General features: G+C 51.1%; 15 protein-coding genes and 1 pseudogene. 7 read left to right on the top strand and 9 right to left on the bottom strand.

Annotation, left to right across the window (positions count from 1 at the left end; translation table 11 throughout):
* Positions 1-81: 81 nt before the first annotated feature.
* The 4 genes from hutI to hutU form a co-directional block, all read right to left on the bottom strand.
* Complete coding sequence (gene hutI, locus UNDKW_RS08720; protein ID WP_162058383.1) at positions 82-1,305, bottom strand: imidazolonepropionase; 1,224 nt, start codon at positions 1,303-1,305, stop codon at positions 82-84.
* On the bottom strand, positions 1,305-1,913 hold the full coding sequence (locus UNDKW_RS08715; RefSeq protein ID WP_232063312.1) for a HutD family protein: 609 nt from the start codon (positions 1,911-1,913) through the stop codon (positions 1,305-1,307). The genes hutI and UNDKW_RS08715 overlap by 1 nt, the downstream gene beginning before the upstream one ends.
* Positions 1,914-2,004: 91 nt before the next feature.
* On the bottom strand, positions 2,005-3,546 hold the full coding sequence (hutH, locus tag UNDKW_RS08710) for a histidine ammonia-lyase (protein ID WP_162058381.1): 1,542 nt from the start codon (positions 3,544-3,546) through the stop codon (positions 2,005-2,007).
* 189 nt (positions 3,547-3,735) lie between these two features.
* A complete protein-coding gene (gene hutU / locus UNDKW_RS08705) occupies positions 3,736-5,436 on the bottom strand; it encodes a urocanate hydratase (protein ID WP_162058380.1) in 1,701 nt (566 codons plus the stop codon).
* Between the two features lie 302 nt (positions 5,437-5,738).
* Between hutU and UNDKW_RS08700 the strand changes: the two genes are divergently transcribed.
* Together UNDKW_RS08700 and UNDKW_RS08695 are read left to right on the top strand one after the other, a co-directional pair.
* Entirely contained in the window at positions 5,739-6,146 is a 408-nt protein-coding gene (locus tag UNDKW_RS08700) for a rhodanese-like domain-containing protein (protein WP_162058379.1), read from the top strand.
* Positions 6,143-6,622 carry a GNAT family N-acetyltransferase gene (locus UNDKW_RS08695; protein WP_162058378.1) on the top strand — a complete coding sequence of 160 codons (480 nt, stop codon included), beginning with the start codon at positions 6,143-6,145 and terminating at the stop codon, positions 6,620-6,622. The genes UNDKW_RS08700 and UNDKW_RS08695 overlap by 4 nt, the downstream gene beginning before the upstream one ends.
* 82 nt (positions 6,623-6,704) lie before the next feature.
* On the opposite strand, the gene UNDKW_RS08690 is transcribed toward UNDKW_RS08695, so the two are convergent.
* Together UNDKW_RS08690 and UNDKW_RS08685 are read right to left on the bottom strand one after the other, a co-directional pair.
* Complete coding sequence (locus UNDKW_RS08690; protein ID WP_162058377.1) at positions 6,705-7,511, bottom strand: isocitrate lyase/phosphoenolpyruvate mutase family protein; 807 nt, start codon at positions 7,509-7,511, stop codon at positions 6,705-6,707.
* A gap of 179 nt (positions 7,512-7,690) precedes the next feature.
* Positions 7,691-8,482 carry a 3-oxoacyl-ACP reductase family protein gene (locus UNDKW_RS08685; protein ID WP_162058376.1) on the bottom strand — a complete coding sequence of 264 codons (792 nt, stop codon included), beginning with the start codon at positions 8,480-8,482 and terminating at the stop codon, positions 7,691-7,693.
* Positions 8,483-8,674: 192 nt separating this feature from the next.
* Here UNDKW_RS08685 and UNDKW_RS08680 point away from each other — a divergent pair.
* The 5 genes and pseudogenes from UNDKW_RS08680 (at position 8,675) to UNDKW_RS08660 (ending at position 11,925) form a co-directional block, all read left to right on the top strand.
* Positions 8,675-9,605, top strand: a pseudogene (locus tag UNDKW_RS08680) (LysR family transcriptional regulator).
* A 130-nt stretch (positions 9,606-9,735) separates the two neighbouring features.
* Complete coding sequence (hutC, locus tag UNDKW_RS08675) at positions 9,736-10,446, top strand: histidine utilization repressor (RefSeq protein ID WP_162058375.1); 711 nt, start codon at positions 9,736-9,738, stop codon at positions 10,444-10,446.
* Between the two features lie 348 nt (positions 10,447-10,794).
* On the top strand, positions 10,795-10,992 hold the full coding sequence (locus tag UNDKW_RS08670; protein WP_174247578.1) for a hypothetical protein: 198 nt from the start codon (positions 10,795-10,797) through the stop codon (positions 10,990-10,992).
* Positions 10,993-11,034: 42 nt separating this feature from the next.
* A complete protein-coding gene (locus UNDKW_RS08665; RefSeq protein WP_162058374.1) occupies positions 11,035-11,706 on the top strand; it encodes a DUF2242 domain-containing protein in 672 nt (223 codons plus the stop codon).
* Between the two features lie 3 nt (positions 11,707-11,709).
* Positions 11,710-11,925: a DUF3820 family protein gene (locus UNDKW_RS08660; RefSeq protein ID WP_162058373.1), complete on the top strand. Its 216-nt coding sequence runs from the start codon at positions 11,710-11,712 to the stop codon at positions 11,923-11,925.
* Positions 11,926-12,036: 111 nt separating this feature from the next.
* Here the strand turns inward: UNDKW_RS08660 and UNDKW_RS08655 are convergent, their stop codons facing one another.
* The 3 genes from UNDKW_RS08655 to UNDKW_RS08645 form a co-directional block, all read right to left on the bottom strand.
* Complete coding sequence (locus tag UNDKW_RS08655) at positions 12,037-12,435, bottom strand: hypothetical protein (protein ID WP_162058372.1); 399 nt, start codon at positions 12,433-12,435, stop codon at positions 12,037-12,039.
* Positions 12,436-12,678: 243 nt separating this feature from the next.
* Positions 12,679-13,506, bottom strand: coding sequence for an SAM-dependent methyltransferase (locus tag UNDKW_RS08650; protein ID WP_174247577.1), 828 nt, complete (start codon positions 13,504-13,506; stop codon positions 12,679-12,681).
* A gap of 146 nt (positions 13,507-13,652) precedes the next feature.
* Entirely contained in the window at positions 13,653-13,925 is a 273-nt protein-coding gene (locus tag UNDKW_RS08645) for a hypothetical protein (RefSeq protein WP_162058371.1), read from the bottom strand.
* Positions 13,926-14,030: the final 105 nt, after the last annotated feature.

Raw genomic sequence — 14,030 nt, 5'->3', positions numbered from 1 at the left:
GTCTTCAACGACAGTGATCAAAAGAAAACCCCGCCTGAGCGGGGTTAAAGAATGTCAATCAGCAAAGAAATTTAGACATCGTCAGGCTAGTAACTTACCTGCGAACACTTTAGCTTGCGAGGGGTTGCTTGCGATGTGATACGCCAAGTCCGCCGGTCTGGCAATATCCCACAGTGCAAAATCGGCCGCCTTGCCTATTACCAAACTACCCGTTTTTTCACTCAAACCCAGGGCTTGCGCTGCATGGCAAGTCACGCCTTGCAAGGCTTCCAGCGGCGTCATGCGAAACAGAGTGCATGCCATGTTCATCGTCAATAACAGCGACGTCATGGGTGAAGTACCCGGATTGCAATCCGTTGCCAATGCAACCGGCACGCCAGCCACACGCATGGCGGCTAACGGCGGGTATTTGGTTTCACGCAAAAAATAAAACGCACCTGGCAACAGCACTGCCACAGTGCCACTGACTGCCATCGCTGCTATACCGTCATCCGACAAATATTCCAGATGATCGGCAGACAAGCCTTTATATCGTGCCGTCAATGCGGCACCGCCCTGATCAGATAATTGTTCAGCATGCAGCTTGACTGGCAAGCCATGCGCTTGCGCCGCCTTGAACACCAGTTCGGTTTGTGCTGGCGTGAACCCAATTTTTTCACAGAACACATCGACAGCATCGACCAGACCTTCAGCCACCAAAGCTGGCAACATCTGCTCGCAAACCAGTTTGATGTAATCATCAGCCCTGCCTGCATATTCTGGCGGCAAGGCGTGTGCGCCCAAAAATGTGGTTTTGACGCGCACTGGAAATTCGCGCCCTATGCGCCTGGCCACACGCAATATGCGAGCCTCTGTTTCGAGATCCAGGCCATAGCCAGACTTGATCTCCAGCGTAGTAACGCCTTCGGCCAGCATGGCATGCAGGCGTGGCAGCGTAGCTGCCAGTAACTCGTCTTCACTCGCTGCACGAGTGGCACGCACGGTGGCGTTGATACCGCCGCCCTGTCTGGCGATTTCTTCGTATGCTACGCCATTCAGGCGCGCTTCAAATTCATTGCTGCGGTTACCGGCATACACCAAATGCGTATGGCAATCAATCAGGCCAGGCGTCAGCCAACAGCCCTTGCCATCATGGGCTTTGGCGGAGACATACCCGGCAGGCAATTCACTTTGCTTGCCCAGCCAGGCAATCTTGCCATCCTTGACGGCGATGGCGGCATCCCTGATTTCGCCATAACCATCAGTCATGCATGCGAGATGGACATTGGTCCACAGGCTATCCCAGTGTAAAGCTGTAGCAGTCATCAACTGTCACCCATGCTCAAAAATTGTATGCGTATCAGATACAGTACAGCACCCTCGTCAGCGTGCAGGTTCAGTCGTATGCCCTGATGTTCATGCTCTTCTTCAAACAGACAGCAATCATAGTCTTGCAAAGTCTCACCTGTCGCCAGACGGGCACTGCCTTTGGCGCAGAATAACAAAAGCTGCTGGGCATCATTGGCTTCGATGAAATGCTTGCCAGCTTCCAGCTTTTGCATGTGATGGGTGCAGACATCGCGCCGTGTCATCATGTTCAGGTCCAGCACGGTGCCATGCAAGAGTTCGGCATTGATAGGTGTTTCACCTTTGAACTGATGCGGCAGGCTGTCCTGTTTGAGGAAAACACCTTGGCCATGAACCTGCTCGCTATCGCTATGCAGTATCAGGCCTTCACCAGACAAAATCGCCAGCGTCCTGTCTATCTGGGAAAAATGCGAAAACGGGCCATTGCTGCTGACTTCCGCCGTACTCAAACGCCAGACGAAATGATCGAGGCTGGCATCTGTTGGAAATATCGCCAGCTCAGTCGTGCTGCCGCCGCCATTTTTCCACGGCATGGTTTGATAGTCTAATCTTGTCCACTTACGCATGGGTATCAAAAGCTTTCAACAAAATACAAAAATGGCCCTCCCAGATGAGAGAGCCACTATCTTAATATAAACTGCTCGGGTTCAAGCAGAATCAGGCCAAATACAGATTTTGATACAACTGCTGGCATTGTGCGCTCAAATGGCCTTCGACGACCAACGCTTTTGCTGCTTCTATATCAGGGGCAAAGAACCTGTCTTTGTCGTAGAAAGCCACTTTTTCGCGCAAGAGCGTGTGGACTTGCTTCAACATCACCGATGTTTGCAATGGTGCATGGAAATCGACGCCTTGTGCAGCAGCCAGCAATTCTATGCCAACGATGGTCGCCGTGTTGTGTGCCATTTCATGCAAACGGCGTGCGCCGTAAGTCGCCATGCTGACATGATCTTCCTGATTCGCAGAAGTCGGGATGCTATCGACACTGGATGGATGGGCATGTGATTTGTTTTCAGAAGCCAGCGCTGCTGCTGTCACGTGAGCTATCATGAAACCAGAATTCAAGCCGGACGAAGGCACCAGGAAAGGTGGCAGACCAGAAATCGATGAATCGATCAGCAAGGCGATGCGGCGTTCAGAGATGGAACCTATCTCCGCTATCGCCAGTGCCAGGGTATCCGCCGCAAAAGCTACAGGCTCTGCATGGAAGTTACCACCTGAAATGACTTCACCAGTTTCCACGAACACCAATGGATTGTCAGTAACGGCATTAGCTTCTATCAGCAAAGTACGTGCCGCATTATTGATGATGTCGAGGCAAGCACCCATGACTTGTGGCTGACAACGCAGGCAATATGGATCTTGCACCCGCTCATCATTGACAAGATGTGACTGACGGATTTCGCTACCTTCCAGCAAGCTGCGGTAAATCTGCGCTGTCGCGATTTGACCAGGCTGACCACGGCTGCTATGGATGCGCGCATCAAACGGCGCATCACTGCCCTTGGCAGCATCGACCGACAAGGAGCCGGTAATGGTACCAGCTTCCAGCAGGCGCTCTGCCAGGAACAGACCATTCAATGCCAGCGCTGTGGATACTTGCGTACCGTTAATCAGTGCCAGACCTTCCTTCGCTGCCAGAACGACAGGCTTGATACCCGCAGCAGACAGTGCCTCTTTGGCTGGCACCAGTTTGCCATTCACCCGCGCATCACCCTCACCCAGCATAGCCAGGGTCATATGCGACAACGGAGCCAGATCGCCGGATGCCCCCACCGAACCCTTGACCGGGATAGTCGGCATGATGCCTGCGTTATACATGGCGATCATGCTGTCGATCACGGAAGCACGTATGCCGGAGACACCACGCGCCAGACTAGCGATCTTCATCGCCAATATCAGGCGTACGACTTCATCAGAAATCAATTCGCCAGAGCCAACAGAATGCGAAAGGATGAGATTGCGCTGCAAGAGTTCCAGTTGATCGTCAGGGATACGGGTCTTGGCCAGTTTGCCAAAACCGGTATTGATGCCATAAGCAGCATCACCCTTGGCGACGATTTTATCGATGGTGGCAGATGATGCATTGATGGCTGCATAGGCAGATTCTGCCAGCTTCAAAGGCTGGGCCTTGATCCAGATAGAGCGCAAGTCGCTCAGCGTGAATTGGCCGGGTTGAATTTCAAAATGATTACTCATGTGTTTTTCCTGAATACTTTTAATGTCGTCGTTTGCGCAGTTAGCTTTTGTAGGTTGGGCCGGGCCTCGCCAGGCTACGCCTCATCAGCCCAACACTGGGCCGTCGATGAAAAAAAACGTTCTTTAAACGCTGAGTGTTGGGCTGGTAAACCGTAGCCCAACCTACGGAATTACCCCAATCACTTATGCTTACTTACCGCCCTTAATCATAGGCAAATGTAAACCCTCACGCTCAGCACAAGCAACAGCCTGCTCATATCCAGCATCCGCATGACGCATGACGCCAGAACCGCAGTCATTGACCAGCACACGTGCAAGACGTTTAGCGGCAGCTTCGGTACCATCAGCAACAATGACCATGCCAGAATGCTGAGAATAACCCATGCCCACACCACCACCATGATGCAGCGATACCCAGCTGGCACCGCCAGCAGTATTCAACAAAGCATTCAGCAATGGCCAATCGGACACTGCATCCGTACCATCGCGCATGCCTTCGGTTTCACGGTTGGGGCTGGCGACTGAACCTGTATCAAGGTGGTCACGGCCAATGACGACAGGCGCTTTCAATTCGCCATTCTTGACCATTTCATTGAAGGCCAGACCAGCGATATGACGCTCACCCAAGCCGAGCCAGCAAATACGCGCTGGCAAACCCTGGAAGGCGATGCGCTCACCCGCCATTTCCAACCATTTGTGTACGCCCTTATTCTCTGGGAACAGCTCCTTGATCTTGGCATCGGTCTTGCGGATATCTTCCGGGTCACCTGACAGAGCTACCCAGCGGAACGGACCTTTGCCATCGCAGAACAGCGGGCGGATATACGCAGGTACAAAGCCAGGGAAGTCAAAGGCATTCTTGACGCCAGTGTCAAAAGCCACCTGGCGGATGTTATTACCATAATCAACAGTTGGGATACCCATGGCGTGAAAATCCAGCATGGCTTGTACATGCACAGCGCAGGCTTGGGATGCATCGGCAGTCAGTTTGGCATGCTGAGCTACGTCTTGTTGCGCAGCCTTCCATTCAGCCACTGTCCAGCCTATAGGCAGGTAACCATTGATGAGGTCATGGGCAGAAGTTTGATCGGTTACCAGATCAGGTTTCATGCCACCCGCTTTTGCGCGCTTGACCAGTTCTGGCAAGATTTCTGCAGCATTGCCGAGCAAGGCAATCGACACCGCTTCTTTACGGTCGCAATGATGTTTGATGAGTGCCAAGGCGTCATCAAGATCTTTGGCTTGCTTATCGACATAGCGCGTACGCAGGCGGAAGTCTATGCTTGATTGCTGGCATTCGATATTGAGGGATACTGCACCGGCAAAGCTGGCAGCCAAAGGTTGTGCGCCACCCATGCCACCGAGGCCCGCAGTCAATATCCAGCGGCCACCCCAGTCACCATTGAAATGCTGGCGGCCAGCCTCGGCAAAGGTTTCATACGTACCCTGGACGATGCCTTGCGTGCCTATATAAATCCAGCTACCGGCAGTCATCTGGCCGTACATGAACAGGCCCTTGCGGTCGAGTTCATTGAAATGTTCCCAGTTGGCCCATTTTGGTACCAGGTTGGAATTGGCGATCAGCACGCGAGGTGCGTCTTCGTGCGTCTTGAATACGCCTACCGGTTTGCCGGACTGTATCAGCAGGGTTTCATCTTCACCCAGTTCTTTCAGCGATGCCAGTATCTGGTCATAGCATTCCCAATTGCGGGCTGCGCGGCCTATGCCGCCATAGACGACCAGATGCTTTGGGTTTTCTGCTACTGCAGGGTCAAGATTATTCTGGATCATGCGGTAAGCCGCTTCGGCTACCCAGGTCTTGCAGGTTTTTTCTGCGCCGCGTGGTGCGTGGATTTCGCGGCTGGCATCCCAGCGTGGATCGTTGTTCATAGTCTCTCTCCATCAGTCAGTGAATACAGGATAGCGGCAAAATCGCAGATGTACCGCCCAATTTAAGAATCCGGTCAAACCAGCAAACACGCACAAAACCGGACAAAGCTGAATCATTGAGAGAAAGTTTAAGTTGTATATACAACTTTTGCAAGCGAATAATAAGAGGACTGTGCAAAAAATTTAGTCATGCGCCACTTTGGCGCGATATTACTGGATCATGCCGTTAACGACACTATTTACCCGTGCTAAAAAAGTCGAGAATAGCTACATAGTCAACCCACCCATGAAAGGCAAAAACCATGTCCGTCGTTACTGAAGTCGCCGCAGCCAGCAGTCAGGAAGCCATCGCCCATTTTGCAGACAGCCTGCGTTTTGAGACAGATTGCTGGGATACCCACCACGCCATGTCTGAAGGCAAGGCCGATTTTGTCTTGCTGGACGTGCGCAGCCCCGAGTCTTATGCCAAAGGGCACGTACCTGGCGCGATCAACCTGCTCAGAGGCAAGATCATTGCGTCCAAACTGGCCAGCTATCCGGCTGATACCTTGTTTGTGACTTATTGCGCCGGCCCGCATTGCAACGGTGCAACCAAGGCGGCGATCAGGCTGGCGCAGCTTGGTCGTCCCGTCAAAATCATGATAGGCGGCGTCACAGGCTGGCTGGATGAAGGTTTTAGCCTGACAACAGAAGTCACTGAACTGGCATGAGCGCAGGAGCAACTGAATTCAGCGTACGCCCTGCTCTGGCCAGCGACGCAACAGCCTTGTTACAACTGATGCGCGAACTGGCCGCCTTTGAAGGCTACCTCGCTGAATTTAGCGTCACAGCTAAAGATTTACTGGAACGCGGCCTGGATACAGAACAGCCACAATTCAGGGCATATGTGGCGGCGGCACCAACGGGGGCTTTGCTGGGCTATGCAGTCCTGGTCGAAATCGCCTTCACCTATGACCTGCGCCCTGACTGGCGACTCAAAGAATTGTATGTCAGCGCAACTGCACGCCAGCTTGGCATAGGCAAGGCATTGATGGAAACCGTCATCGCCGATGCCAGGCGGCATGGCTGTGGCAGATTAAAATGGGATGTGCTGCCAGACAATAGCAATGCAAAACAGTTTTACCGACAGTTTGGCGGTGAACCAGTAAGGGATTGGGAAGCGTGGGTATTGCCACTCACGCCCTGAATTAAACCCGGACAAAATCAGGAATATTTTTTCAGATCATCCTGCATGGATGATCTGTTTATCCAAGTATTAGCAATACATGTCAGCCATCAACATTCAAAGCCGCATTCATAGATGGATAGCTTAGCTCATGTTTGAATAATGAAGCTGTCTGCCCCTGATGCAAAAACGGGTGCACACCTTCTCTGGCGTGGTGATAAGCAAGCTGGAAAGGCACAGGCCCTAGCGAAAAACGACGACAGCCAGCAGCGAACAATTGGCTGATTTCTGGCATGCCTGGCACAGCCATGATGTTGACCGGAATATCGAGTGCCTGTGCAATTGCAGAAATGGTTTCAGCATCGCATAGCCCTGGCAAAAATGCTGCACTGGCTCCGGCAGCCTGATAGGCTTGCGCACGGCCAATCGCCATTTGTATGGCAGCATCGCCACTTGCCAGCCCACGCAGATAAACATCTGTCCTGGCGTTGATGAAAAATCCGGCACCAGCCAGCTTGCTACGGATGGCCTTGATTTTTGCGACCAGCAACTCAGGTGTACCACCGCCATCTTCAAGATTGATACCAGCCACGCCATAGTGCTGCAGGTCTGCTACCAGGTCAGCAACGGCGTCGGCATCATCGCTATAGCCATCTTCAATATCCACGGACAAAGGCACTTTGATGACACGCATGATGCGTCGTACGGCTGCCAGCAATTCTTCGCGTGGCAAGGTACCACCGTCCGCATAACCCAGCGCCCAGGCCAGCGAGGCACTGGATGTGGCAACCGCTGAGGCACCATCACGCTCAAACAGGATAGCACTGGCGGCATCCCAGGCATTGGGCAACAACAAGGGTGTACTGCCCTCGTGCAATTCTTTGAATGTACTGAAGCTTGTGGCTGTCATGAAAACTCCAAATGTTAATCAGGTAGAAAACATCGACATCTTACGCAATGAGACAGGATATATCCGGCCGGATTCGGCCATTATCGTCACACAAAAAAAAGCCGGGCTGCGCTGCACTAACCTGCAAGCAATCCGGCTCTTTGATTCATGCATTTTTTTATCCGCCCGCATCAAGCATATCAGGCATCAAAGCCACCGTCTGCCTTGAGGTTGGCACCGGTAATGAATGCTGCATCTTCACTCGCCAGATAAGCAACCAGGCTGGCGATCTGTGTGCCAGTGCCATATTTTCCGGTCGCCATGTAGCTGCGCATGGTGTCGGCAAAAGCACCGTTGGCCGGATTCATTTCTGTATCAACCGGGCCGGGCTGTACATTATTAACGGTGATGCCACGTGCGCCCAGATCACGTGCCAGGCCGCGAGTGAAAGAAGCTACCGCACCCTTGGTCAGCGCATACAGCGACAGGCCAGGTACTGGCACATAATCACTGTTGACACTGCCTATATTGATGATGCGGCCACCCTCTTTCATGTGGCGTTGCGCTTCTTGCGAGGCAACAAACACGCCTGTCACGTTGACAGCAATCAGGCGTTGATAATCATCCATGCTGATATCTGCAATGCCACCGGCGACCAGCGCCCCTGCATTGTTGACCAGGATATCAAGACCGCCAAATTCTGCGACCGTTTTTGCCACTGCCTGTTTGACGGCATCTGCATCTTGCGCATCAGCACGAATAGCCAATGCCTTGCCGCCAGTTGAGCGTATATCCGCAATCAGTTGTTCTGCCTGCTGTGCACTGCTGGAATAAGTGATCGCAACTGCTGCGCCATCTGTTGCCAGCTTGCGTGCAATGGCAGCACCTATGCCGCGTGAACCGCCAGTGACCAGTGCTGTTTTACCGGCCAGGTTTGCTTTGGATGTATTTGCTTGTGTGCTAAGTGCTTGTGTGTTGAGTGCTTGTGTCATGTCGTTCTCCTGTGTAGTTGGCTTACTTAAGTTTGATTCGGTTTAATTTCTTTAATCCGTGATTGGATGTAGCTATTTTGTGCTTTTTAAATGATTACAAGTAGTCCATAATCAATAACATTACTTTCAACCAAAGGTTGAAAGTAGCTTGAAGCTAATAATCAAAATTAAAGACTGAAGGCAGAGGAAATCATGGAGACACTGGCGAGCATAGAATCTTTCGTTCGTAGTGCCGAGGCAGGCAGCTTTTCCCAGGCAGCACGTAACCTGGGCCTGACGCCAGCGGCTGTCAGCAAGAACGTCGCCAAGCTGGAATCGCGGCTGGGCATACGCCTGTTTCAGCGCAGCACGCGCAGCCTGATGCTGACGGAGGCGGGAGAAGTATTTCTGGCGCAGATCAAGGGCGGGCTGGACAGCATACAGGCCGCATTGGCAAATGTAGAAAGTGTCGCAGGCAAACCCGCTGGCGTATTAAAGATCAGCCTGGCACTGGCCTTTGGGCGAGATTATGTTTTGCCTGCGGTGAATGATTTTATTAATACCTACCCTGATGTCATACCCGACCTGCATTTTGACAACCGCAGCGTAGATATCATCGCTGAGGGTTTTGATGTTGCCATAGGCGGTGGCATAGAACTGGTGCCGGGTGTTATTGCGCGTGAAATCGGGCGTGCTCATGTCATACCGGTCGCTTCGCCAGCCTATATCGCGGCTCACAAAATGCCAGCAAAACCCGCAGACCTGGCTCATCTGGACGGCATCATGCGCCGTTCGCCAAAAAGTGGCAGGCTGCGCTCGTGGACGCTGCGCAATGCTGCGGGTGAAGAAGCACACATAGAATTGAAGACGCGCATCATCATGGATGACCCGGAAGCCATGTGCCGTGCTGCCTTGCTGGATTTGGGTGTTGCCATGGTGCCCAGGCTGCATGCCTTACCTGGAAAACGGCGCATTGCTACGCCTGTTGCCCAACTGGTATGCGGATATTGGCCCCATTTCCCTCTACTACGCCAGCAGCAAGCTGATGCCAGCCAAGACCAGGCTGTTTGTCGATTTCATCCTCATGCGTTTTCGTGAGCTGGATATTGCCGGTAAATTTTCTGCGTCACCGCGCAAGAAGTGAGATTAAGGGATAGTAAGTGACACCAAGTGACACTTAGTGACACTTAGTGACAGTGCCTGCCAATATATTCGCTATCACCGCTATGCTATGAGAAAATGCAAACACCTATCACTCCCATGTCAGCCATACTGTGAAACCCAGCAAGCCAGATACCCCAGCGTTTCAAGTCATCAAAGATACCCTGCTCCAGGAAATCCAGTCAGGCAAGTGGAAAGAAGGCGATGCCATCCCCGCCGAAACTGCGCTGGCCAGCCAGTTTGGTGTCTCGCGCATGACTGTCAACCGCGCCGTGCGCGAACTGACCAGCGAACAAATCCTGACGCGCATACAGGGCTCAGGCACTTATGTGGCACAACAAAAATACCAGGCAACGCTGGTGGCAATCAAAAGCATCGCAGAAGAAATCCGCTCACGTGGCCATACTCACCGCAGCGAACTGCATGAGTTAAAAGCAGAAATCGCGAGCGAGCAACTGGCAGCAAAATTCCAGGTCAAGGCGGGCCATAGCTTATTCCATTCCGTCATCGTCCATTTTGAGAACGATGTGGCGATACAGGTTGAAGACCGCTGGGTCAACTCCAGTGTCACTCCAGAATACCTGCAACAAGACTTCAGCACCATGACGCCTAATGAATACCTGGTGGCAGTCGCGCCCTTGCAAGGAGTTGATTACAGCATAGAGGCAGTGCTGCCACCTAAACAGATCGCCGAGATGCTGCATATCTCAGCCAAAGAAGCCTGTCTGGTCTTGCACAGAACGACCAGATCACGCGACATGATCGCTACCTGTGTGACGATGTGGCATCCGGGTAAGCGTTATCAGTTTGCCGGTAGTTTCTAAAACCTCTCAACACAGAGACACAGAGTTTGCACAGAGGGGCACAGAGAAATTCTTTGCGCCTGCCCGGTTTGCAAATTTTGTAGGAGCGGCTTCAGCCGCGAACATCTGGCCGCGCCTATCGTTTTTTGCTTGCATCTGCCATTCGCTTGAAAGAATCTCTCTGGGTCTCCGTGATAATATCTTTGGCCTAAAAATATTCCACAGCACCTGTCACCCAAATCCCCTCTCACTGCGTTATATCTTAATAATCTGGCAGCTCTTGTCTGGTATTTAATGCGGCGGTAACACCTCCATCGCGCTGCCAAGTTAAAATACGGCTTACGCATTTATAAGCAAGAAAGAAACATCATGGCAAAAAAGAATGATTTAGACCCGGAAACCGAGGCATTGATAGCCTGGTGTACTGAAGTAGAAGGCTTCCTCGTCGCTGGCGGTGCCACCGTGAGCCAGGCTCAGGATCATATAGAAGAACAGATAGAGTGGTTCACCGATCTGTTTTTTGATGGATTAACTCCGGAAGAAGCCGCCAAAGAAGCGCTGGCCTGAGTGTCAGTGCACTGCGCTTTTATCCGCACTATTGAAATAAAGATGATTCACCGCAAACTTTTACTACCTCTCAGCTTCGCCCTGGGGCTTAGCATGTTAAGCGCCTGCACTACCACCAAGCACACTGGCTTGCAGCACGAAGAATTTGGTGCTACCGGCGTATTCACCCGCGCCTTTCCCGGCACTGAAAAAAGTGCCTGCGAGGCAGCGCGCCGTGCCTTGCTCAGCCAAGGTTACGTCATCAGTGAATGGAAACCTTCCGTACTCAAAGGCCGCAGGAAATACCAGCCAGAGGCAGACATTCACGCAGAAATTGAATTTAACGTCGTCTGTGTGGCCAACAGCAAAGGCAGCAATAGCACGACCGTTTTTGCGAATGCCGTTCGTGACCGTTATTCCCTGAAAAAGAGTAATACTTCAGCGAGCATAGGCGTCAGCGCCCTGGGTTCAGTGTCACTGCCATTTGGCTCAACTGACGATGCCCTGGTCAAGGTCGCCAGCGAAACCATTCCTACTGGCCAGTTTTATGAGCAGTTCTTTGAACTCGTCGATCGTTACCTGGATGCGGTTCCCTATATCCAGGATATGGAAGAAGAAAAAAAGACCGTTGGTGTAACGCCTGCGGCCCCAGCGGCCCCAACGGCGACAAGCGCAAGCCAGCCTGCCACCAGCACGCCGCCACCCGTTGAGTCTGGCAAGAAATCCGAGGACTAGTTCATGCAAGCGGACGATCTGCAAAGACTGCTGAGTTTCAAGATGCCCTATGGCAAGTACAAGGATACTGTCATCGCTGACCTGCCCGGCAATTATCTGGGCTGGTTTGCGCGGGAAGGTTTCCCCAAAGGGGAGATAGGCCGGCTACTGGAATTGATGTATGAGATCGATCACAACAACCTCAAAGAATTGCTGGAGCCATTGAGGAAGAAGGCCTGAGAACACTCTCCTCACTTGCCACGGTCACGGCAGCAAATCGCGGGGTGCCACCAAATAAAAAAAGCAGACATGTTCAACATGTCTGCTTTTTTGCCATCCTGAACCAATTGATTAGTTCGTTTTGACTTCTTTGCTTTGACGCTTGCCAGCAGCAGTTGCAGGCAGGTATTTCATAGGATCATTCACGCCTGCCGCATAGGCAGTGACCAGGCTACGCTGTCTCATGCAAGAAGCACTGAGCACTGTTGCATCAGGTGCAGCAGAGTTCACGCATACCTGCAAATCCTTGACGGTATCCAGAGGAATACCAGCTGCGGCAGCAACAGAAACGATGGATTGTGGATTGGCACCGCTGGCAACCAGGTTATCAACCGTAGCCTGCAAATTACTTGTCGTTGTCAGCGCATTGAAAATGCCATCAACAGAGGTATCTACGCCTTCAGCGCAAGCTACCGACAAACCACCGGCCAAAGCCAGACCCAGCAATGTATTTTTGATCATTTTTTTCATCAGTATCCTCCAACTTGTTGACAAACCATTTTGTCGCACGCAAATGATTCTAATTAAGTGTAAATCAAATTGAAAGCAGATATTTGTAACCTACGGGCTCAGATCAATATATTGATCAAATTAGCATTTAGTTAGTTTTAAAGGATATTGTCACTGGTATGCAAGCAATAGCATTTATGTGCCCCCTCCTGTTTAAAGGGGTCTAACGCCAGAGCACGGGCAAAACCTGAGCTATCATGGCTCTCAAGCTGCTTGCTGGACCTGCCCTCTCTGTGCAGCGATTGCATTGAGCTCATCGATAATTGACTGGTCTCTTTCCAGCGATTTGGATGGGGGTATCACCAGAGTAGTGATTTGCTTGAGTGTCATCCGCGGTAAGTCCCCAAGACGTATCTTGTCTATACGTGTTTTTTCCAAAGGATCAGTCGCAGCTTCATATAAAATCACTTCATGATCCAATGAATAGCTACGTGCAAGCTTGTTGACCAATATCTGCAAATACTCTTCATTGGTTTCAAGTTTTTTCAATGCCAGCTCACCTGCAATACCTGGCTGCCACAGTATCAGCAGTGCCGTGGTATCAATAGTGCGGTGGTAAATCATGAATTGCGTTGATTCCATCGATTGCATGCCATAGGTACCAGGGTCTATGCCCAGGTCTGCAACCAGGCAATCGAGAGCTGAAATACCAGGTTCCATATGTGCCTGATACCCCTCTGCCCTAGCGTCTGCAATTGCCATGTGAGAAATACAAGCGAAAATTCCGGGGTGACCATAAAAGGCCGCGCAAACACGTTTTCCCTTGCGCATCTCTGCAAGGATAGTATCAGCCATACGTCTGTAGGTATCGCGGCGATTTTTGCCCTCGATATTCATGTCTTCATAATAGGAATTCAGACAGATATATTCTTTTGCGACACCCTGCAACCATTTGCGTGTGAAGATATTCGGCACAGCAGCGACGACGATATCAAAAGTTTCGATATAGCTTTGCGCGATTGGTGTCAATTGCCCCCCCATACGCATACCAGTACCCACACAGACGAGTGATCCTTGCTTTTGAATTGTCATAGATTTTTAGGAGTGAATATCGTAAAAGAAGTTGCAAATAAAAAAATAGAGCCAGAAACAATGATGATCCGGCTCTACACATAGCGTTACTACCAACACTTTTCATCTTCATTGCGTTTGCAAAAAGTGTTTTTCATAAACAAGTATTAAGCGATAACTTCTTGCTCAAATGGAGCTTGCTCGTCACTGGCAATTTCCCATGATTCAAAGTAAGTTTCTGTCGTATCAATAGCATCAAAATCCCTGAACGGCAAATCCAGGAAAGCGGATATTTCACGTCTGTCCTGATGCAGGATAAGAACCTGTTCATCTACGGATAAACCAAAATCACGTGCTGCCTGTAGTGCATCGTTTTTGTGCGCCTGAATAAGAGCAGCACTAGTATCAAGAGCATTCAGATAATCTAACAACTTAGACATACTTTTCTCCTTGGTTGGCAAAACTTTCAGGGGTAATACCAAGAATGATTCTAAGCTCAAGCATTAACTAAAGCAAAACTATTTTTAGCAAATTATCATCAGAAA

The sequence above is a fragment of the Undibacterium sp. KW1 genome, assembly GCF_009937955.1.
Classification (GTDB): Bacteria; Pseudomonadota; Gammaproteobacteria; order Burkholderiales; family Burkholderiaceae_D; genus Undibacterium.
Note: the sequence above shows the minus strand (reverse complement) of the source record. Positions and strands in the feature narration are given on the sequence as shown.